The following is a 20,840-nucleotide window of genomic DNA, read 5'->3' on the forward strand; positions in this document are numbered from 1 at the left end:
AGAAGATTGAAAGCCATGAATAAATACCTAAAAGTACTCGCTGTTTCAATGATATTGTACCTGCCTTTTAGCGCAGGTGCCTGGAGCATGATTGGGCACCGTATTGTCGGACAAATAGCCGAAAATCATTTGAGCAGCAAAGCCCGCAAGGCCATCAGGGCAATACTTGGCAATGAAAGTCTGGCTATGGCCAGCAATTGGGGAGATTTTATCAAATCAGATCCGGCTTATGATTATTTGTACAACTGGCATTTTGTCAACCTGCCTGCTGGGCTGAACAAGCAGGGGTTATTTGATTTTTTAGAAAAAGATACGGCCGCGAGTGTTTATACCAAAGTGCCTGTGATGATTGCAATATTGAAAGACAAGCAAAGCAGCGCTGATCAAAAGATCTTTGCCATGCGCATGCTGGTACACCTGGTTGGTGATTTAAACCAGCCAATGCATACCGCACGCAAGGAAGATCTGGGTGGAAATAAGATATATGTAACCTGGTTTGGTGAAAAATCTAATTTACACCGGGTTTGGGATGATGAACTGATCGATTACCAAAGGTTGAGCTATATGGAATATGTAGCCGCTATTGATCACCCCACTGCAATGCAACTTGTTAACTGGAAAGGTAATAGCCTCAAAGATTTTGTATACGGCTCTTACGAGGTATGCAACAAAATCTATGAGACTACCAAACCAGAGGCGAAGCTGGGTTATAAATACAATTTTGACTACGTAAATACTTTAAATGATCAGTTATTAAAAGGTGGTATCTGCCTGGCCAATATTCTTAATGATCTTTATAAATAGCTAGACACCAAATTCCTTATCGAGATATTCAGATACCTTCCCAATTGCATTGTCAATGGTGTCGCTCAATATAGTAATATATGAACCTGGTTTGGCAGTGCTGATAATATAACGGAGACAATCATCGCCATTGTTGTTAATGATCACTTCCATGCCGGGTTTGACTTCTTCAATCCCTTTAAGCAGCAGCTCTATTAATTCCTGTTGCGTACGGCCGCGCAGGTATTTCTCCTGGCAGATGATAATTCTGTCAAACATCTGTGCGGAAATTCTGGCTGTTTCAATGATATCCTCCTCGCGCCTGTCTCCGGTACCTGATATAATACCCAGGTGCTCCGTTGCCTCTATCGATTTCAGATAAGATTTTATGCCGTTAAAGCCATCAGGGTTGTGTGCAAAATCAACAAGAACCTTAAACTCTTTGAATTTAAAAGTGTTCATCCTACCGGGTGTCTGAGCTGCAGACGGGATAAAAGTTTCCAGTGACATGCGGATATCTTCTATCTTATATCCCCATAAAAAGGTAGCAAGCGTAGCAGCCAGCACATTCTGGATCATGAAGTCTACAGTACCACCAAATGTCAGCGGGATGTGTGTCACTTTTTCCACCCGGATCTTCCAGTCGCCTTTCTTAATGGTGATATACCCAGTCTCATATACCGCAGAGATCCCTCCTTTTTTACTATGTTCCCTAATTACCGGATTGTGCTCATCCATACTAAAGTACGCAATGTTACAATCTGCCTCGCCGGCAATTTTGATACAGTATTTATTGTCAGCGTTCAGCACTCCCCAGCCAGTTCTTTTCACTGCACCAATTACTACCGATTTAACTCTCGTGAGATCTTCTAAAGTGTGTATGTCTGAGATTCCCAGGTGGTCTTCCTGTATATTGGTCACCACGCCAATATCACATTTATTAAAACCCAGTCCTGCCCTTAAGATACCACCGCGTGCTGTTTCTAATACAGCAAATTCTACGGTTGGGTCTCTTAATATGAATTCTGTACTGACAGGGCCTGTAGTGTCTCCCTTCATCAGCATCGTATTTTGTACATAAATACCGTCTGATGTGGTATAGCCCACCCTTGTACCATTGCTTTTTACGATATGGGCTATCAACCTTGTGGTGGTTGTTTTGCCGTTTGTACCTGTTACAGCTATAATAGGGATACGTGCAGATTTGCCCGGAGGATAGAGCATATCTATTACTGGTGCAGCCACGTTTCTGGGTAATCCTTCACTCGGTGCCAGGTGCATCCTGAAGCCGGGTGCAGCATTTACCTCGAGTATTACGCCACCATTTTCAGGCAAGGGCTGGGTGAGGTTCTCGGCCATAATATCAATACCGCAGATGTCCAGTCCTATTATCCTCGAAATCCGTTCACTGATAAATACATTTTGCGGGTGTACGAGGTCGGTTACGTCTATTGAAGTCCCACCAGTGCTTAAATTGGCCGTAGATTTCAGGTAAACGATTTCGCCCTTTGGGGGAATGGTGTCCAATGTGTAGTTTTTCTTTTCAAGCAGGTCCAGCGTATCGCGGTCTACTATGATTTCGGTCAGCACATTTTCGTGTCCGTAACCACGTCTGGGATCTTCATTTTCCAGGTCTATGAGTTGCTGGACGGTCAACTCGCCATTGCCGGTCACGTGTGCAGGCACACGAAGTGCCGCGGCTACCATTTTGTGGTCAATTACCAGGACCCTGAAATCATAACCTGTAATGAATTTTTCAATGATGATTTTTCTTGAATAGTTTTTGGCGTATTCAAAAGCTTCTTTGGCTGCTTCATCCGTTTTTACATTGATGGAGGCACCTTTGCCGTGGTTTCCGTCGAGGGGTTTAAAAACCAGCGGATAGCCGACCTTTTTGATGGCATCGGCCAGGTCTTCTATATCAGAAATGGTTACGCCTTTAGCTACCGGAATCGCGGAATCCTGTAACAATCTTTTTGTTTCGTCCTTGTTGCAGGCAATGTCGACCGCAATGCTGTTGGTTTTTTCGGTCATCGTGGCGCGGAAACGAACCTGGTTCTTTCCATAACCCAGCTGTACCAATGAACTTTTATTGAGCCTGATCCATGGAATATCCCTTGAAATGGCCTCGTCCACAATTGATCCTGTACTGGGTCCTAATCTTTCCAGTTCCCTCAGTTCGCGCATACGCTGGATGTCAGTTTCCAGGTCATACTCCACATTATTGATGAGGGCTTCTGCTATTTTAACAGAAGCTTCCGCGGCATATACCCCCGCTTTCTCTTCAATGTAGCTGAATACCACATTATATATCCCGTCAGTTTTAGTCTGGCGTGTCCTTCCAAAACCAGTATCCATCCCAGCAAGGGTCTGTATTTCTAGGGCGATGTGCTCAATCACATGGCCCATCCAGGTTCCCTCATCGATCCTTTCCAGAAATCCTCCGGGTGCACCTTTTGAGCACCTGTGCGATTGTAACGTCGGGATCAGTTTCTCGATGCGTTCCCTAAAGCCCGCAATAAGGTTTGTTGGGCTTTGTTCCAGTTCTTCGAGATCCAGCCTCATCTGAATCAGTTTTTTTCTATTTATAGACCAGATGTTTGGTCCGCGCAGCACTTGTATGCCTAATATCTTCATGAATATATAGTATGGTAGTTAATGTAGGAATTTTTTTCGTAAACGGCATAAAAACACAGCAGTTTTATTTATGTTTGAAATTATTGGGAAATGTAGAGAAAAAAATGGCTCCAAAGGGTAAATTAATCATAATAGGAGGTGCAATAGATACCGGAAGTTTTACTGAAACGCAGTTTGGCCTGCCTCAAAATATGAATTTTTTTGAGAGAGGCATCTTAAAGAAGATCACTACCGAATCAATCAACAATACTGAATCAAGATTTGAGATCATCACCACAGCCTCTTTAATCCCCGAAAAGGTAGGCGAAGAATATATTAAAGCCTTTGCCCAGCTGGACGTTCACAATGTAGGCGTTTTGAATATCAGCAATAGGGAGCAGGCCAATGCAGTGGAAAATTGTGAACGCCTTAAGGCAGCAGATGTCGTTATTTTTACGGGTGGAGACCAGTTGCGGCTTACCTCCATTTTTGGGGGCACGGCTTTCCATCAGATTCTGCTTGAAAAATACGAGAACGAGGAAATTGTGATAGCAGGTACTTCGGCCGGTGCTGCAGCTAGTTCAAAAAATATGATCTACCAGGGCAGCAGTAAAGATGCGCTGTTAAAAGGAGAAGTGAAGATCACCGGCGGACTGGGCTTTATTGACGGGGTGATTGTTGACACCCATTTTGTGCAGCGTGGCAGGATAGGGAGGCTTTTATATGCTACAGCAAGTAATCCTGGAATTTTGGGCATTGGCCTGGGAGAAGATACCGGTTTATATATTTCCAAAGGAAACCGGATGGAAGCGATCGGTAGTGGTATGGTTATTTTGGTAGACGGAAGGAACATGCTGGATACCAACCTAACGGATGTAGAGATGGGGCAACCTGTTTCCATTAAAAATATGGTGGTACATGTCATGTCTAACGGAGATGTTTATGACCTTACGGCACACCAGCTGACTATTCATCACCCAAGGGTAATTCCGGTAGACTGATATGAAAATAATTATTCACGGAGGGTTCTTCAGCGAATCCGCAACCAATCAGGAGACAAAAAAAGCTAAGCAGGATGCACTGTCCTCGATTGTGACGCAGGCTTATGATTACCTTCAAACACACGATGCGGTTCAGACAGTGGTTTATGCGGTCAGTCTGCTGGAAGACAATGAGCTGTTTAATGCCGGCTTAGGCTCGCAGATACAAAGCGATGGAAAAGTTCGGCTTAGCGCCTCATTAATGGACGGAAAGACCCAGCGCTTTAGTGGGGTCATTAACATAGAAAACGTACAAAATCCTATACAGATCTCCCAAATATTACTAGATTATGAAGACAGTGTACTGAGCGGAGAGGGGGCATTTAATTTTGCGATAAAGAACGGAGTTGAATTCTTTAATCCCATCACCCCGCAAAGGCAGTTTGAATATGAAGCAAAGCTGGATCAGCATAACCGAAAAGGAACTGTAGGTTGCGTAGCAATGGATGCGTCAGGCAATATTGCCGTGGGCACTTCTACGGGTGGAAAAGGTTTTGAAATACCCTGCAGGGTGAGCGATTCAGCTACTGTGGCAGGTAATTTTGCCAATCAATACGCAGGTGTTTCCTGTACAGGAGTAGGTGAAGACATCGTAAATACGGCCCTTGCGGCAAGGATCGTTACCCGGGTCACAGATGGCTTTACTTTGCAGGCAGCCTGTGAAAAGTCCTTTGCAGAGCTTAAGTCTTTCGATGGATTTGCAGGGGTGATAGGCATATCGGCCAAAGGAGCGGTTTTTCATACCGATTCGCATCCTTATATGGTATGGGCATCTTATGATGAAAGTTTGCAGGTGTTTATATAGAGTTGTGTAATACTTTTGTTATCTTTACTTTATGAATAAGAGTTGGTTAGCAATTATTTTACTGTTTATTTCTGTTCGGGCAATGAGTCAGGCGGGCCATTCATTGGCTGAAGATCCTCATGCACCTAATAGTGCGATAAATATTGTGGTATCTAATCTGGATGAAAGTGAGGGAAATACCTATTTTGCTGAGGCTGAAAAAAACGAACGTAAAGGGGAGCTTGATGAGGCGGTAACCCTCTTTGGAAAAGCTGCATTTGAATATAACAGTGCCAGGCAATTCGTCCGTTATGGAAGTGCTTTAATGCGTCTGAGCAATGTTCACTTTCAGTTGGCCCATTTTACAGAAGCAGAACAGGTCGTGCTGAATGTAGCATTAAAAAACTATTCAAAGATCGGTAGTAAAGCCGGACAGATGGAATCATATAGTCAGCTTGGGAAAATTTACCTGGCATCGAGTAAATACACGCAATCCATGTGGTTCTATACCCAACAAGGTATTTTGGCCAGGCAAATAGGAAATAACACTGCCTATATTGAATCGGTGCTGGGTATTGCGAATGTGAAGATCAGGAAAAAGGAATATACAATGGCATCAAGAGATCTGACCCGGGCTGAACTTTTGGCGCGTTCGGCCAATACGACGCAGTTTAAAAGCCAGATCAGGGAAGCGCGCGCATTGATCCCAGCTAAAATATCAGCTAAAAAGCAATCATAAAAAATCACTTACCTAATGTTTTTTGCGTTGTAATTAATAGCTTTGGTAAGATTACAGAAAAGAGACAGTAATAATACTGTCTCTTTTCTCTTTATTTGGGAAATTGGTATCATATTAGTGTGGAATAATAAGAATGGATTTTAAAACAGTAAAAGAGATGTTGAAAAGAATATTATTGGTAACCTTTACCGCAGCTGTTATAGCATGTCACGCCTCACCACAACCTCAGCCAATGGTTTCGGGTGTTAGTAATATACTACCGGATGAAAAGCAAGCGTTGGTTTGCAGAGAGATAGTAAAGCTGATAGAAACGTATAATTATAAGAAAATAAAAGTCAATGACTCCATCTCCTCAGTGGTGCTGGACCGATATATTAAAGACCTTGACCCTTCCAAATATTATTTTACTGCTACGGATATCAAGGAATTTGAAAAGTTCAGATACGAACTGGACAATCAGTTTAGAAACGGCGACTTAAGTGCGCCCTTCTATATCTTTAATGTTTATTTGAAAAGATACAATGACTACCTGAACTATGCATTGGTGCAGTCTAAAACCAAGTTTGATTTCAGTCAGAATGACACTTATGTCTTTGACCGTGAGAAAATGCCCTGGACAGCATCAGAAACTGCCTTGAATGAGATCTGGAAGAAACGCGTAAAATATGAATTGCTTAATTTAAAAATTGCGGGAACCACTGAAGCGAAGAACATTGAAACGATAACAAAACGCTATGATAATTTAAAATCACAGTCTGGCAAGATTAACAATCAGGATGTATTCCAAATGGTCATGAACTCTTTCACAGAGGCCATAGATCCGCATACCAATTATTTTAATCCTGTAAATGCCCAGCAGTTTGATGAGGAAATGGCCCGTTCATTTGAAGGGATCGGAGCAAGGTTGCAACTGGAAAATGAAATCCTGAAAATTGCTGAAATTATTCCAGGCGGCCCGGCTTTTAAAGGCAAACAGTTGAGTGCTGGCGACAGAATTATCGGTGTAGCGCAGGGTGCAGGAGAATTTGAAGACATTGTAGGCTGGAGAATTGAGAATTCTGTTTCCAAGATCAAAGGCCCTAAGGGCACTAAAGTAAGGCTTAAGATTATCCCTGTAGGCCAGGAAATGTCGGCCAAGCCAGTTATCATTGAACTGGTAAGGGAAAGAATTGTGATGGAAGACCAGAGTGCGCAGAAGAAAGTTAGAACAATCAGTTCAAATGGCAAACCCTATAAAATCGGGATCATAACAGTTCCGGGATTTTACGCGGATTTTAAAGCGGCGAAAGCGGGAGACCCGAATTATAAGAGCACAACTCGTGATGTGAAGTTGCTGATAGATACTTTAAAGAAGCTGGACAAAGTAGATGCTATCGTTATGGATTTAAGAGGTAATGGAGGCGGTTCCTTACTAGAAGCGATCGACCTGACCGGATTATTCATTGATAAAGGGCCCGTAGTACAGGTTAAAAATCTTAAAAATGAAGTTGAAGTGAGCGATGATGCGAATGCTGGTGTTGCATGGAGTGGTCCTTTTGGTGTAATGATTGACAGGCTGAGTGCTTCAGCTTCAGAAATATTTGCTGGTGCGGTGCAGGATTATGGAAGAGGTGTTATTATGGGTACCCAAACTTATGGAAAAGGTACCGTTCAGTCTTCCATCAATATGAACGATATCGTAAATCCGTCTATTTTAAACAAGCTGGCCGCATTGGTAAAAGGTACACAAGGCAAAGATGATGCTGCAACTGAACTTGGAAAGATCAACCTGACTATGGCTAAGTTTTACAGGGTAAACGGCAGCAGTACACAACATAAAGGAGTCGTGCCGGATATCGAGTTTCCTTCGCTGTATCCTATGGATAAAATAGGTGAGGATACAGAAATATCTGCCTTACCATGGGATGTGGTATCGAAATCGAATTTTACACCTGTGGCGAACCTGGGTACTGTAACTCCGGAGCTGGTGAAATTGCATAAAGAGAGAATGGCGAAGTCGCTGGATTATAAAATGCTGAATGAAGATTTGGCTGACCTTAAAAAACGTGATACTGAAGTTTCGGTTTCGTTGAACCAGACTAAGCTAAAAGCAGAACGTGACAGCCTGGAAGCGAAAGCCCTTCAACGCATGAATTTGCTAAGGGCATCAAGAGGTTTGCCGGCTGTTAAGAAAGGGGATAAGATCACTAAAGCGGAGAGCTTTGACTTTGTTGAGGATGAGAGTTTGCAGGTGATAGCTGATTTTATGCGTTTTACAAATCCGAATACAGGACTGGTAAAAACCCAGCAAAGTTTTCATAAGTAAAAAATATAAAGGGCTTGCAGATTAAAGCAGGCCCTTTGTTTTCATCTATTTTGAAATAGTAATATCATCAATCAATGACCACAATTGATGGCATAGTTTGTTTGGGGCATAGATATTGCTTGATGAAGAATAAACATATAGTCCTATGAATGTAAAACGTACTTTTGGCACCATCCTTACCATACTAGGAATTATTGGTCTGATCTATGCAGGATATGCACTGATCAACCATAGTGCAACTTATACTTCGCTGATCGTGATTGGCGTAATCGGACTGATCTTTTTTGTATCAGGCATAGGCTTGGTTAAAAATACAAAGGACGAAGCCTAGTCCGGTTTCTGCTGAATTCTTCCGCTGCCTGAGAAAATGAGCCTGTGGCCGGGGAAATCAGTATCAGTAAGGTATTTCATCTTTTTGAAAGCACCATAGGCGGGATCAAGGTTAAGACGTTTTACCTTATCCTGCCTTACGGATACAATATCGGCAAAGAGAAAATCGCCTTTACTGGTTACCTTAAGCTGGAGCAAGGGTGCAATGCCATTGGGGCCTTTGAGATTGAACATTCCAAATGTGCAGAAATTGCCAAGGCTATAGGCTATGAATTTATTTTTATACACTTCAACGGCACGGGTAACGTGAGGCCCATGGCCCAATACTACATCTGCCCCCGCATCGATTACTGCATGGGCAAAGGCATATACATTGCCCCTGTTTTCCTTGAAGTATATTTCGTCCTTTTTAGGTACATGCTCGTGAAGGGAGCCTTCGGCGCCGCCATGAAAGGATACAATGACAATATTGGCCTGCTGCTTTAAGCGGCTCACCAGTGCTTTTGCACTGTCGATGTTGCTGATTTGTAGGGTATTTTGATTAGGAGCAAAGGCGCAAAATGCATATTTGACGCTGTCCTTTTCGAAAAATGCATAAGGGTGCGACTGCAGGCCAGCATAGCTGATGTTTAAAGAGTCGAGCACATCCATTGTTCGTTTTCTGCCAGTGTCTTCGAAGTCGCCAATGTGGTTGTTGGCAATACTCATGACATTGAAACCTGCTTTTTTTATAATTGAAGCATACCTAACAGGCATCCTGAAAGCATAACAGCTGGTACTAAGCGTGTCCTTGCATTTGACAGACTTGCCGGTGTCGAGAAAGCAGCCTTCCAGGTTTCCAAATATCACATCGCCCTTTAAAAAATCATTTACTTTTCTGAAGCTGTGAACCGCGTCGTCTGAGGGCAGGTTGGTTTTAACAGGATAAGGTGAGCCCAACATGATATCGCCTACGGCAATAATGTTAATTGTGTCCTTTAACTTGATGGAGGTATCGGGATTGACGTATGGATGGAGAACAGGAATGTCTACTGAGGCAATGGAACTATTGCCAAGCTGGCAACTGGATAGTGTTATTATAAGTGCTAATAACCAAATTTTAGGATGCTGAAATAAATTCAGCATGACGTGGTGTTTAAGGGTGTGAAAAGAATGGTTATTCTTCAATCAGGTCTTCTTTAAGGCCTTCAACTATTCTTCCGCCTTTATAGAAATATCTTGAATAATAAGGTTCATTTAGGTTGCTAATAACAACCCCCCGGGTAGAAGATGCGTGTGCAAAGCGATTGTCACCCAGGTAGATGCCAATATGGGTGATGCTTCTGCTTTTAATCTTGAAAAATACCAAGTCGCCTTCTTTCAGTTCATCTTTAGGAAGCGGATTGACCATACTGAAGATATCGCGTGAGTTTCTTAAGATGGTAGTGTTGAAAACTTTATCGTAAATAGCTTTTGTAAAGGCCGAACAATCGATGCCTTTTTGTGTATTTCCACCAAATCTGTATGGTGTGCCGATCCATTCGTAAATGAATTTATATAATTTTATGTTGGAAGTTGCATCCATCGCCACACCCATCACCTGAGAAAAATATTGTGAGGCAAGGTTGTCCGGATCTTCTAATTTGGTACTTTCTTTTGTTTTTGTTTGTGCGTTTGCAGCCGAAAGGACGCACAATACGATGATGGTAGACAACAAAAACTTTTTTATCATGTTATACTGTTAAGTTTGGGTTATAAGCACTTACACTTAAACGTACACCACTGCGGGCTTATTGTTTCGGTGACAAACATATGTATTTTGTAAAACTTATCCAAATGCTACAGGTATATTGTTAAAAGTTATTAACATTATTTATTGACATCTTCTTCATTTTTTAAAATGGCAAGCCATATAAATTTTTGTTGTTAATGGTTTAGCTGCAACTTATGATGGCAGGTCTGCTAAACTGTATGCTTTTAATTTGCCTGTGTGCAGGAATACGTATGTTGATCCAGACGTCGTATGCGGACTAACTACTAAATTTACTATAGCTTAGTGTCGATTTTACGATCATTTGTTCCATTTCTTTCAATAAAAAAAGTAAATTTGTTCTCGTAAATAAAAATCAACACCCAACAATGAGTGCAGTAGAAATAAATAAGGATACCTATCTGAAGTGGTTTGAGTCGATGTTGCTGATGCGCAAGTTCGAAGAAAAAACCGGGCAGCTTTACGGACAACAAAAAATTCGTGGATTCTGTCATTTATATATTGGCCAGGAAGCCGTTGTAGCAGGAGCTATTTCTGCCATGCAGCAAGGTGATTCTATGATCACTACCTACAGGGACCATGCGCATGCATTGGCGCTGGGCGTAAGCGCTAACAGTATCATGGCTGAGATGTATGGTAAAGCTACTGGCTGCTCTAAAGGTAAAGGTGGTTCGATGCACATGTTTAGCAAAGAGCACCACTTTTATGGCGGACATGCAATTGTAGGCGGCCAGATCCCTTTGGGTGCCGGTATTGCATTTGCTGAGAAATACAAAGGTACAGACAATGTAAATATTTGCTACATGGGAGATGGTGCCGTTCGTCAGGGTGCACTGAATGAAACCTTTAATATGGCAATGCTTTGGAAACTTCCGGTGATATTTGTTTGTGAGAACAACGGTTATGCCATGGGAACTTCCGTAGAGCGTACCACAAATATGACGGAGATTTATAAGATTGGTCTTGGATTTGACATGCCTTGCGCACCTGTAGACGGAATGAGCCCTGTGGCAGTTCACAATGCAATGGATGAAGCAATTCAGCGTGCACGGAATGGTGAAGGACCTACGTTCTTAGAAATGAGGACTTATCGCTACCGTGGACACTCAATGTCTGATCCGGCTAAATACCGTACTAAAGACGAATTGGAAGAATATAAAGCCAAAGACCCGATTGAGCAGGTAAGAGAGGTGATCGTTAAAGAAAAATATGCTGATGAGGCATGGTTTGAAGAGATCGAAGCAAAGGTGAAACAGACGGTGGATGAGTCTGTGAAATTTGCTGAGGAATCTCCATGGCCTGAGGTATCTGAACTATACACTGATGTGTATATGCAGCAGGACTATCCATATATACATGATTAATTAAGAAAGTATTTCAATAGATATATAGAATGGCTGAAATAGTTAGAATGCCCAAAATGAGCGATACCATGACCGAAGGTGTGATGGCGAAATGGCATAAGAAAGTTGGCGATAAAATAAAAAGCGGTGATGTTATGGCCGAAGTGGAAACCGATAAGGCGACCATGGATCTGGAATCATATTGGGATGGTACCATACTTTACATTGGTGTAGAAGAAGGTAAGGCTGTTCCTGTTGATGCGGTAATTGCTGTAGTAGGTAAGGAGGGTGAAGATTATAAAGCTGTTCTGGATGCAGAAAGTGGCTCGTCTGCTGAACCTGCTAAGGAAGAGAAACCAGCTAAAGAAGATAAGCCTGCTGCGGAAGCTAAAGGCAGTTCTGATGCCCCTGCCGCAGGTGGACTTACTGATGCTGACATTGAAAAAATGGGTGTTACGGTGATCCGTATGCCTTTGTTAAGTGATACCATGACTGAAGGCGTAATTGCTGAATGGCATAAAAAAGTAGGCGATAAGGTAAAGGATGATGATATCCTCGCAGATGTGGAAACCGATAAGGCTACCATGGAAGTGATGGGCTATGCATCGGGTACGCTATTGCATATCGGTGTTGAGAAAGGGCAGGCGGCGAAAGTGAATGGAATCATTGCAATTGTTGGTCCTGAGGGAACTGACATTAGCGGTATCCTGGCACAGGGTGATGCTCCGGCAAAAGCCGTTGCCGATAAAAAATCAGATGTGCCTGTGGCGGAAAAAACTGCTGAAGCTAAAGAAGAGGACGCTCCTGCTTTAGGTTCGGGAGACCGTTTAAAAGCTTCTCCACTGGCTAAAAGAATTGCTAAAGACAAAGGGATAGACCTTGCGCAAGTGGCTGGCAGTGCTGATGGCGGCAGAATCATTAAAAAAGATATAGAAAATTTCAAGCCTGCTGCGGCAAGTGCTGATAAAGGTGCCGCTCCGGCTGCTGCTGATAAATCTGCACCAAGTATCCCTCAATATATTGGTGAAGAGAAATATACAGAGAAACCGGTATCGCAAATGCGTAAAGTGATTGCTAAACGTTTAGCGGAAAGCTTGTTTACTGCTCCACATTTCTACCTGAACATCAGTATTGATATGGACAATGCAATTACTGCACGTACTGCTATCAATACGGTAGCCCCGGTTAAGGTTTCATTTAACGACATCATCATCAAGGCTGTAGCTGTTGCCTTAAAACAACATCCTGCGGTTAACTCATCATGGCGTGGCGATAAAATCCGCTTCAATGAGCATACAAACATTGGCGTAGCTATGGCTGTAGAAGATGGACTATTGGTGCCTGTGGTTCGTTTTGCAGATGGTAAATCTTTATCTCACATCTCTGCTGAGGTTAAGGAATATGGTCAAAGGGCAAAAGCCAAAAAATTACAACCTGCTGATTGGGAAGGTTCTACGTTCACTGTTTCCAACCTGGGTATGTTCGGTATTGATGAATTTACCTCTATTATCAACTCTCCTGACGGTGCGATCCTGTCTGTAGGTGCTATACAACAAATTCCTGTGGTTAAAAATGGAGCTGTGGTACCTGGTAACGTAATGAAGCTTAGCTTAGGTTGCGATCACCGTGTGGTAGACGGCGCTACAGGTGCAGCATTCCTACAAACGCTTAAGGGTTTGCTGGAAGAGCCTATAAGATTATTGGTTTAAGACAGCATTAAAATATTAGGAAGGTTGTGTGCTTTTATGAGCATACAACCTTTTTTATTTTACGTCGTCCTGAATTTTTCAGTATTAGGTATTGGTTTTTTGCCTTAAAGAATGCTACGCATTTTATTTAAGGATGACGAAGAGCATAACTGTTACTTTTTGTACTTTTGCGCGTATGTCGAATATCAAACCCTCTTTAGCAAAAGGTACCCGTGATTTCTCTCCCCAGGAGATGGTGAAACGCAACTACATTTTTGATACCATCAAAAAGGTCTTTAAAAAATATGGTTATGCTGAAATACAAACACCATCGATGGAAAATTTGGCTACCCTGACCGGTAAATATGGTGACGAAGGGGATAAGCTGATATTCAAAATATTAAACAGCGGGGATTTCCTTGCTAAAGTAAAACCAGATCTGCTGACCCAGGCTAATTCTAATGCCATCACTTCATCTATCAGTGAAAAGGCATTGCGATATGATCTTACCGTTCCTTTTGCACGTTATGTAGTGATGCACCAAAATGATATTTCACTACCTTTTAAGCGCTTTCAAGTGCAGCCGGTATGGCGTGCAGACAGACCGCAAAAAGGCCGTTACAGAGAATTCTATCAGTGTGATGTGGATGTGGTAGGTTCTGACAGCTTGCTAAATGAAGCGGAGTTTATCCTGATCTACCAGGAAGCGCTGAGCAACCTGGGCCTAAGTGATTTCACTATTAAGATCAACAATCGTAAAATTCTTTCAGGTATTGCAGAAGTGGTGGGAAAACCGGAATTGATTGTAGACATGACTGTTGCCATCGATAAGTTGGATAAAATAGGCCTGGAGGGGGTAATTAAAGAACTGTTGGAACGTGGCTTTACTGAAGCGGATATCAGCCGGTTAAAGCCAGTTATTTTATTGGATGGCACAAATGAGCAAAAGTTGGGGAGTTTAAAATCTGTGCTGGCAGTATCTCAGACTGGTCTGGCGGGGATAGCAGAAATAGAAAAAGTATTTGCTTACGTAACAGGACTGCTGAAAGCGGACCAGGTAGTAAAACCGGATATTACGCTTGACATTACACTGGCCAGAGGCTTGAACTATTATACAGGCTGTATCTTTGAAGTAAAGACCAACGAAGTGGCTATGGGTAGCATTGGTGGTGGTGGAAGGTATGATGACCTGACCGGAATGTTCGGCCTAAAGGGACTGACCGGGGTGGGTATTTCTTTTGGTGCCGACAGGATCTATGATGTATTGCAGGAACTGAACCTTTTCCCTGAATCTGCCGCCGCAGGTACAAAAGTACTAATCAGTAATTTTGATGAAGCTGCTGAGATTTACGCGCTGCCGATCCTTCAGCAGTTCCGGAATGCCGGTATAGCCGCGGAGTTGTATCCTTCATCTGCCAAGCTTAAAAAACAGATGAGCTACGCAGATGACAAACATATTCCTTACGTAATCCTGATTGGAAGTGATGAAATGCAGAATGGCAGGATTACTTTAAAAGACATGAATAGCGGGCAACAACGGCAATTGTCTGCTGAGGAAATCATTGAGCTGTTAAAGGACTAAACTGTTTGCCGGGCAGTCATATACAACTCAAGGTTGTTTTTTGCTTTACTGCTTATTTTGTTTCTGAGTAAGCCGGTCCATCCAAGTAAGATGCCTGTTAGCCCAAGTGACTGACTTGCCCATTTATAAAAGCTGAAGCGATCTGTATGCCTCACTATTTTTCCGTTTTCAATAAAGAATGATGCTTTGATACGATTGGTGACCTTATTGCCTGTAGCAGAGAAAGTATAATAAGCAATCCATTCTGCTGTACCCCCGCTACAGCTTCCGGTAATGTTCTTAAACTCTACCCGCATATCCTTTCCGCTTTTAATTAGCATGGCCCACATCGCCCTCACTTGTTCAGCATTTAGGTTGCTAAAGACCGGGTCGTTAAATACTGCATTATCGGCATAGCAATTCTGCATAGCCGCTACGTCTTTTTGCTGAAAAGCGGTATAGAATTTTTCGATCAGCGCTTTATTGCCGTCCATAAACACAATTTTTATAGGAAGATACACATTTTTGTAAAAAACAAATGCTACAATACCTTGTTATAAACTAATATATCATTGTATGAGAGCAATTTGGAAAGGTTCTATAGGATTTGGGCTGGTAAATATTCCTGTCAGGCTTTTTTCGGCAGTTCAAAACAGCGGACTTGACCTGGATATGCTTGATGAAAAGGATCATTCAAAAATCAAGTTTAAGCGTGTTAATGAATCAAGTGGAAGGGAAGTTGCTTATGAAAAAATCGTAAAGGGCTACCTGTTGAATGAAAATTATGTAATCCTTGACGATGAGGATTTTAAGGATGCGAGTCCTGAGAAAAGTAAAATGATCGAGCTGGAAAATTTTGTGGATATAGCAGAGATCAATCCAATCTACTATGAAACATCTTATTATGCAGAACCTGAAAAGCAAGGTAAAAAAGCATATGCATTACTTTTAAAGGCACTTATAAAATCAAATAAGGCGGGGTTGGCCAGGTTTGTTTTGCGCAGTACCGAAAACTTATGCGTCATCCATCCGCTGGAGGATGTACTTGTGGTGACTAAAATAAGGTTTGCACAAGAGGTAAGGTCCTACAAAGAAGACCTTACTTTGCCCGATGTTAGTGCCATTGGTAAAAAGGAGCTTGACGTAGGTCTCGCATTGATAAAACAATATACCTCAGCGTTTAATATTGAAAGTTTTCATGACGAATATAGTAAGGAGCTGATGAGGATTATAAAGGCGAAAGCTAAAGGAAAACGTGCAACGGTTAAGAAACTAAAGCCAAGGGAAGAACTGAGTGACGACCTGTACGGACAGTTGATGAAAAGTTTATCGGGTAAAAAAGGTGCCTAACTTGATTAGCTGATTCAATAGGTCTTGCCTGCTAGAATGCCTTCAATTTTATCTAAAAGGTTATCTATATCAAATGGCTTCGCTAAAAATCCATTGGGTTTAAACTCTCCATGCTCTACATTTTGTTCCGTATATCTTGCTGAGATCATCAGCACCGGAATATTTTCGGTTTTTGTATCTGACCTAAGTTGTTTTAAAAGGTCCCTTCCATCTCCATCCGGTAACATAATATCCAGAATGATGAGATCTGGCTTTATTTTTTCAATATGTAACATCATATCAACGCTCTTATTAAAGCCTGATACCTTATAGGCTTCACTTTGTAAAATTAAGGTAATGACGTCCAGAATAGCGTGATTATCTTCGATAACAAGTATATTTTTGTAAACTTTAGAGCTCTTTGCCAAAATCAGTTAATTAATAGAATGCAAATATATTCAAGTTGATTCATTTGTTTATGGTTTTTTTAAAAAATATGAACAAATGAATTTAATCTAATTTATTTGTAAATCAATCAGATTTAAATTCAAACCTTTTTGATATAGCATAGTCCTATATATAAGTTTTAGTTTTAGGTTAGGATTGGGTGTGATTGTGGCGATTGCACCCTTCCTTTTTATACATCCTATCAATTAAAATACAGGAATTTTACAAATGCTGTAAGCTAAACATATAATGTATTGCTTATTTTTGGATCTTTGAATCATACAGCCTTACATATAAGAAAGATTTTATCAGTTGTCCTGCTAATGGTATTTGCCATTACATTAACACCTTTTAGTGCTTTTCACCATCATGAGGAAGAGGGCACAAAATGTGTGGAAAATAATAAAAGCTGTTCACATCGGTTTCATATCCACAGCCATGCTGAGAAATGTTTGATCTGTACTGTTCATTTTGAAAAAAACTACGATAAAGTTCAGTTTCATTATCTCTTATATAGGACACATAATACTATTTTAAAGCCATTTGCTGTCCTAAGCGGTGGTTATACAAAACTGATAAGTTTAGCGCTAAGAGGCCCTCCACTGGCTTAATATCTTATTTTCCTTTATTTGAAATAGCCTAAAAGCTATTCTATGTCAATTAGTTATAAACTTATTATTGACCTGTGTATTTATGCAGTGTCATGATTATCAAACATTATTTAAAAATGAAGAAGATTCAATTTCTATTGATCCTGCTGATACAAATATTATTTACAGCCAATGTTTTTGCTACTAAAATGGCTGAGTTTAAGGGTAAGGTAGTAGATGCTGACAGTCAGACACCCTTAGCCGGTGCTACCATCTACATTAATGACCTTAAGACCATAACATCCAGTAATGCTGAGGGCGAATTTATACTTAAAAATGTGCCCGCTAAAGGAAGATTTTTGTTGGAGGTTCGTTATGTAGGGTACAAAACACAGGCCCAAACAATAGATCTTGCCCAACCGGAAGGTATAATTATATCTTTGGAGCCATCTATAGTAGAAAGTGCAGAGGTTGTTATCACAGGCTCTCCGTTCAGTTCTGATAATAAAACGAACAGTCTTTCGGTGATTACAATTGGAAAAGAAAAGTTAGTTCAGTCAGCAGGGACAAATCTGATCGATGCCATATCCAGGATCCCCGGAATTTCGCAGGTGAGTACAGGCGGGGCTATATCAAAGCCTGTAATACGCGGTTTGGGCTATAACAGGGTACTTACCATGGTAGATGGTGCAAGAGAGGAAGCACAACAATGGGGTGATGAACATGGTATTGAAATTGACCAGTTTTCGGCATCGCGTATAGAAATTCTGAAAGGCCCTGCCAGTTTATTGTACGGTTCTGATGCCCTGGGTGGGGTCATCAATGTCATTGATGACCTGGTACCTACTCCTGGTGAATTTAAGGGTGATTTTATTACTACGTATAGCACCAATAGTGGCCTGTCAGCTTCTTCGCTAATGTTGCAGGGCAATAATAATGGATTAGTGTACCGTGGACGTACATCCTACAAAAATGCACATGGTTTTCAATACAAAAATGCAACAGTCCCCAATTCGGGGTTTAATGAGTTTAATTTGAACGGCATGGTAGGATTAAATAAAAGCTGGGGATATTCTCATCTGTCATTTTCCAGGTTCCATACTAATATTGGCCTGGTAGAAGAAGGGCCTGACAATGATGGGAATTACCTGGACGAAGCGGGTGCGCCTGTTTTAGCAGCTGATGCAAAAGATAGGACTCTTGGGCTTCCTTTTCAAAATATCAATCATTACCGGGCAGCACTAAACAGCAATATTATACTTGGAAAGGGGCAACTTAAAACCACCTTCGCGTTTCAGCGAAATCTGCGAAAAGAATTTGAGGAAAGCACGGACGAAGCAGGTTTAAACTTGGATTTGAACTCATATACGTATGATCTGAAGTATTATCTGCCTAATCAGGGTAAATGGGAGCCTGCAATTGGGGTCCAGGGAATGTACCAAAACAATATTAATAAGGGGGATGAATTTCTAATACCAGATTATAATAGCAATAGTATAGGCACATTTTTTTATTTGAAGCGCAATTTTAAACAGGGAGCTCTAAATGCCGGGATACGGTATGATTATAAGACGATCAATGGAAAAGATCTTGAGTTTGAAGGTGAAGAAGTATTCCAAAGTTTTGACAATCAATTCTCGAATGTTTCAGGATCACTTGGTTTTGCGTTTGAAATAGCTAAAGAGCTGGTGATCAAGGGTAATGCCGGCTCTGGCTTTAGGGCACCAAATATTGCTGAATTGGGTGCAAAGGGCCAGCATGAAGGAACTTTCAGATATGAAATAGGCAATAGCAAGCTGAAACAGGAAACAAGCTTGCAGTTTGACCTGGGATTGGAATATACTACCCAGAACATCACATTTGGTCTTAATGCGTATGCAAACAGCATTTACAACTATATATATCCTGGTAATTTCAATGATGAAACAATAGCCGTTGAGCATGAAGATGGGGGATCTGAAACGCTCCCTGTTTACAGGTTTGTACAAACAGATGCAGAATTGATCGGTGCTGAAGCTTCTGTAGACTTTCACCTGATCAGGTCACTTCATTTTGAAAACTCTTTTGCATATGTAAGGGGAATCAACAAAGCAAACAATCAGGCGCTGCCATTCATACCTGCCGCCAGTATTAATAACGAACTGCGATTTGAACCATCTATTAAGGGTTTTGAAAATGCCTTTCTTAAGATAGGGATCAACAATGTATTTAAGCAGGCACGTTTTGATAGTTTTGAAACACAGACCGATGGGTATACCTTGCTTGATGCCGGTTTGGGTATTTCGGTTAATACAAAAAAAAGCAAGCTTAATATTTGGGCTACCGGTCAAAATCTACTGAACAAACAATATTATAATCATCTCAGCAGATATAAACTCGCTGGTATCTATAATTCCGGACGTAATGTTACATTTGGGATCAGTTTTCCTTTTTTATAAATGAATATAAGCCTGTCTTTAAAGTAAGGACAGGCTTTATAAATAGCTGCAGTGCTTAAGAACATTTGTGGCTTTTTTTTGTTTCATTTAAAACTATCCTATGTTAAAAAGAATATCTCTTCTTGCCACTATCTTTCTTCTATATGGCAGCAGCAAATTGCTTGCTCAAAAAACAGATACCATATCGATTACGCTGGAAAATGTCAAGTATCCTTATCCAGTGAAGTTTTTTCCGGTAAATACGGAAGGCCAGAACCTAAGAATGGCTTATATGGACATCAGCCCTACAAAGCTTTCAAACGGAAGAACGGTGGTGCTTTTTCATGGAAAAAACTTTGGCGGATATTATTGGACAGATGTGATCAATTCATTAACAAGTCGGGGTTTTAGGGTCATTGTGCCAGATCAGATAGGCTTCGGAAAGTCATCCAAAGCATTTATCCATTATAGTTTTCATCAAATGGCGCGCTGGAACAAAGCCTTGTTAGACACACTTGGAATTAAAAAGGCTAATATACTTGGACATTCAATGGGCGGGATGCTGGCCACCCGTTTTGCATTGATGTATCCAGAGCAGACGGAAAAGCTGCTGCTGGAAAATCCGATTGGACTGGAAGATTACCGTCGCTTTATTCCTTATATAAGTACAGAAGAACAGTACCGTACAGAACTCAGGGCCACACCCGAGAGCATCAGGAGATACTATCAGACTTCCTACTTCACTGTTTGGAAACCTCAGTATGAGGAATTGGTAAGGGTAGCAGGCGGTACAACTTTTAGCGGGGATTTCCCCCGACTGGCCAGGATTGCTGCGATAACTTACGCCATGATCTATGAGCAGCCTGTAGTCTATGAATTTTATCACATTAAAGTACCTACCATATTATTCATTGGCAAAGAAGATAAAACCATAGTCGGTAAGGCCCTGCTGAGCACTGATCAGCAGGCGCTATACGGACAGTACCGGCTATTGGGTAAACAAACTGCAGCTAAAATCCCTGGGGCCAAGATCATAGAATTTGATGCCTGTGGCCATATCCCCCATATTGAGATCCCAACTGAATTTACGGTTGCGCTATTGGGAAGTCTGTAAGGTC

General features: G+C 41.5%; 17 protein-coding genes. 12 read left to right on the forward strand and 5 right to left on the reverse strand.

Going from position 1 to position 20,840, the window contains the following annotated elements:
* The first annotated feature begins 15 nt into the window (after positions 1–15).
* Positions 16–804 carry a S1/P1 nuclease gene (locus EZ437_RS04945; RefSeq protein WP_131593822.1) on the forward strand — a complete coding sequence of 263 codons (789 nt, stop codon included), beginning with the start codon at positions 16–18 and terminating at the stop codon, positions 802–804.
* Here the strand turns inward: EZ437_RS04945 and cphA are convergent, their stop codons facing one another.
* Positions 805–3,420, reverse strand: a complete 2,616-nt coding sequence (gene cphA, locus EZ437_RS04950) for a cyanophycin synthetase (protein WP_131593824.1) — start codon at positions 3,418–3,420, stop codon at positions 805–807. It abuts the gene before it with no gap.
* 11 nt (positions 3,421–3,431) lie between these two features.
* Here cphA and EZ437_RS04955 point away from each other — a divergent pair, with 11 nt between their 5' ends.
* From EZ437_RS04955 to EZ437_RS04975, 5 genes are all read left to right on the forward strand, one after another.
* Positions 3,432–4,400, forward strand: a complete 969-nt coding sequence (locus tag EZ437_RS04955) for a cyanophycinase (RefSeq protein WP_225869492.1) — start codon at positions 3,432–3,434, stop codon at positions 4,398–4,400.
* A gap of 1 nt (position 4,401) precedes the next feature.
* The gene (locus EZ437_RS04960) at positions 4,402–5,244 is read left to right on the forward strand and encodes an isoaspartyl peptidase/L-asparaginase (RefSeq protein ID WP_131593826.1); all 843 of its coding nucleotides are present in this window, start codon (positions 4,402–4,404) and stop codon (positions 5,242–5,244) included.
* Between the two features lie 31 nt (positions 5,245–5,275).
* Positions 5,276–5,962: a tetratricopeptide repeat protein gene (locus EZ437_RS04965; RefSeq protein WP_131593828.1), complete on the forward strand. Its 687-nt coding sequence runs from the start codon at positions 5,276–5,278 to the stop codon at positions 5,960–5,962.
* Between the two features lie 157 nt (positions 5,963–6,119).
* Complete coding sequence (locus EZ437_RS04970) at positions 6,120–8,267, forward strand: carboxy terminal-processing peptidase (protein ID WP_225869493.1); 2,148 nt, start codon at positions 6,120–6,122, stop codon at positions 8,265–8,267.
* Positions 8,268–8,412: 145 nt separating this feature from the next.
* Entirely contained in the window at positions 8,413–8,598 is a 186-nt protein-coding gene (locus tag EZ437_RS04975) for a hypothetical protein (protein ID WP_131593832.1), read from the forward strand.
* On the opposite strand, the gene EZ437_RS04980 is transcribed toward EZ437_RS04975, so the two are convergent.
* Positions 8,595–9,722 (reverse strand): CapA family protein, encoded by a 1,128-nt coding sequence (locus EZ437_RS04980; RefSeq protein WP_131593834.1) that lies wholly within the window; start codon positions 9,720–9,722, stop codon positions 8,595–8,597. The two genes, EZ437_RS04975 and EZ437_RS04980, sit on opposite strands and share 4 nt — an antisense overlap.
* Before the next feature lie 31 nt (positions 9,723–9,753).
* Positions 9,754–10,308: a C40 family peptidase gene (locus EZ437_RS04985; RefSeq protein WP_131593836.1), complete on the reverse strand. Its 555-nt coding sequence runs from the start codon at positions 10,306–10,308 to the stop codon at positions 9,754–9,756.
* A gap of 407 nt (positions 10,309–10,715) precedes the next feature.
* Here EZ437_RS04985 and pdhA point away from each other — a divergent pair, with 407 nt between their 5' ends.
* From pdhA to hisS, 3 genes are all read left to right on the forward strand, one after another.
* On the forward strand, positions 10,716–11,711 hold the full coding sequence (pdhA, locus tag EZ437_RS04990) for a pyruvate dehydrogenase (acetyl-transferring) E1 component subunit alpha (protein ID WP_131593838.1): 996 nt from the start codon (positions 10,716–10,718) through the stop codon (positions 11,709–11,711).
* Positions 11,712–11,740: 29 nt separating this feature from the next.
* On the forward strand, positions 11,741–13,399 hold the full coding sequence (locus EZ437_RS04995) for a pyruvate dehydrogenase complex dihydrolipoamide acetyltransferase (protein WP_131593840.1): 1,659 nt from the start codon (positions 11,741–11,743) through the stop codon (positions 13,397–13,399).
* A gap of 175 nt (positions 13,400–13,574) precedes the next feature.
* The gene (gene hisS / locus EZ437_RS05000; RefSeq protein ID WP_131593842.1) at positions 13,575–14,960 is read left to right on the forward strand and encodes a histidine--tRNA ligase; all 1,386 of its coding nucleotides are present in this window, start codon (positions 13,575–13,577) and stop codon (positions 14,958–14,960) included.
* Here hisS and EZ437_RS05005 read toward each other — a convergent pair.
* The gene (locus EZ437_RS05005) at positions 14,957–15,433 is read right to left on the reverse strand and encodes a nuclear transport factor 2 family protein (RefSeq protein WP_131593844.1); all 477 of its coding nucleotides are present in this window, start codon (positions 15,431–15,433) and stop codon (positions 14,957–14,959) included. The two genes, hisS and EZ437_RS05005, sit on opposite strands and share 4 nt — an antisense overlap.
* Positions 15,434–15,515: 82 nt before the next feature.
* Here EZ437_RS05005 and ku point away from each other — a divergent pair, with 82 nt between their 5' ends.
* Positions 15,516–16,289 (forward strand): non-homologous end joining protein Ku, encoded by a 774-nt coding sequence (gene ku / locus EZ437_RS05010; RefSeq protein ID WP_131593846.1) that lies wholly within the window; start codon positions 15,516–15,518, stop codon positions 16,287–16,289.
* Between the two features lie 14 nt (positions 16,290–16,303).
* Here ku and EZ437_RS05015 read toward each other — a convergent pair whose 3' ends face one another.
* Complete coding sequence (locus EZ437_RS05015) at positions 16,304–16,696, reverse strand: response regulator transcription factor (protein ID WP_131593848.1); 393 nt, start codon at positions 16,694–16,696, stop codon at positions 16,304–16,306.
* Between the two features lie 746 nt (positions 16,697–17,442).
* On the opposite strand from EZ437_RS05015, the gene EZ437_RS05020 reads away from it, so the two are divergent.
* Together EZ437_RS05020 and EZ437_RS05025 are read left to right on the forward strand one after the other, a co-directional pair.
* A complete protein-coding gene (locus EZ437_RS05020) occupies positions 17,443–19,743 on the forward strand; it encodes a TonB-dependent receptor (protein WP_131593850.1) in 2,301 nt (766 codons plus the stop codon).
* A 100-nt stretch (positions 19,744–19,843) separates the two neighbouring features.
* Positions 19,844–20,836 carry an alpha/beta fold hydrolase gene (locus EZ437_RS05025; protein WP_131593852.1) on the forward strand — a complete coding sequence of 331 codons (993 nt, stop codon included), beginning with the start codon at positions 19,844–19,846 and terminating at the stop codon, positions 20,834–20,836.
* Positions 20,837–20,840: the final 4 nt, after the last annotated feature.

This window comes from Pedobacter psychroterrae, from assembly GCF_004331695.1.
Taxonomy (GTDB): Bacteria; Bacteroidota; Bacteroidia; order Sphingobacteriales; family Sphingobacteriaceae; genus Pedobacter; species Pedobacter psychroterrae.

What these genes read in the sequence shown, in the direction of transcription:
- ku (WP_131593846.1), top strand. Translation starts at nt 15,516, where the DNA reads ATGAGAGCAATTTGGAAAGGTTCTATAGGATTTGGGCTGGTAAATATT.
- EZ437_RS04980 (WP_131593834.1), bottom strand. Translation starts at nt 9,722, where the DNA reads ATGCTGAATTTATTTCAGCATCCTAAAATTTGGTTATTAGCACTTATA.
- EZ437_RS04975 (WP_131593832.1), top strand. Translation starts at nt 8,413, where the DNA reads ATGAATGTAAAACGTACTTTTGGCACCATCCTTACCATACTAGGAATT.
- EZ437_RS05020 (WP_131593850.1), top strand. Translation starts at nt 17,443, where the DNA reads ATGAAGAAGATTCAATTTCTATTGATCCTGCTGATACAAATATTATTT.
- EZ437_RS04995 (WP_131593840.1), top strand. Translation starts at nt 11,741, where the DNA reads ATGGCTGAAATAGTTAGAATGCCCAAAATGAGCGATACCATGACCGAA.
- EZ437_RS04965 (WP_131593828.1), top strand. Translation starts at nt 5,276, where the DNA reads ATGAATAAGAGTTGGTTAGCAATTATTTTACTGTTTATTTCTGTTCGG.
- EZ437_RS04970 (WP_225869493.1), top strand. Translation starts at nt 6,120, where the DNA reads ATGTTGAAAAGAATATTATTGGTAACCTTTACCGCAGCTGTTATAGCA.
- cphA (WP_131593824.1), bottom strand. Translation starts at nt 3,420, where the DNA reads ATGAAGATATTAGGCATACAAGTGCTGCGCGGACCAAACATCTGGTCT.
- EZ437_RS04960 (WP_131593826.1), top strand. Translation starts at nt 4,402, where the DNA reads ATGAAAATAATTATTCACGGAGGGTTCTTCAGCGAATCCGCAACCAAT.
- EZ437_RS05025 (WP_131593852.1), top strand. Translation starts at nt 19,844, where the DNA reads ATGTTAAAAAGAATATCTCTTCTTGCCACTATCTTTCTTCTATATGGC.
- EZ437_RS04945 (WP_131593822.1), top strand. Translation starts at nt 16, where the DNA reads ATGAATAAATACCTAAAAGTACTCGCTGTTTCAATGATATTGTACCTG.
- hisS (WP_131593842.1), top strand. Translation starts at nt 13,575, where the DNA reads ATGTCGAATATCAAACCCTCTTTAGCAAAAGGTACCCGTGATTTCTCT.
- EZ437_RS04985 (WP_131593836.1), bottom strand. Translation starts at nt 10,308, where the DNA reads ATGATAAAAAAGTTTTTGTTGTCTACCATCATCGTATTGTGCGTCCTT.
- EZ437_RS04955 (WP_225869492.1), top strand. Translation starts at nt 3,432, where the DNA reads ATGGTAGTTAATGTAGGAATTTTTTTCGTAAACGGCATAAAAACACAG.
- EZ437_RS05005 (WP_131593844.1), bottom strand. Translation starts at nt 15,433, where the DNA reads ATGGACGGCAATAAAGCGCTGATCGAAAAATTCTATACCGCTTTTCAG.
- pdhA (WP_131593838.1), top strand. Translation starts at nt 10,716, where the DNA reads ATGAGTGCAGTAGAAATAAATAAGGATACCTATCTGAAGTGGTTTGAG.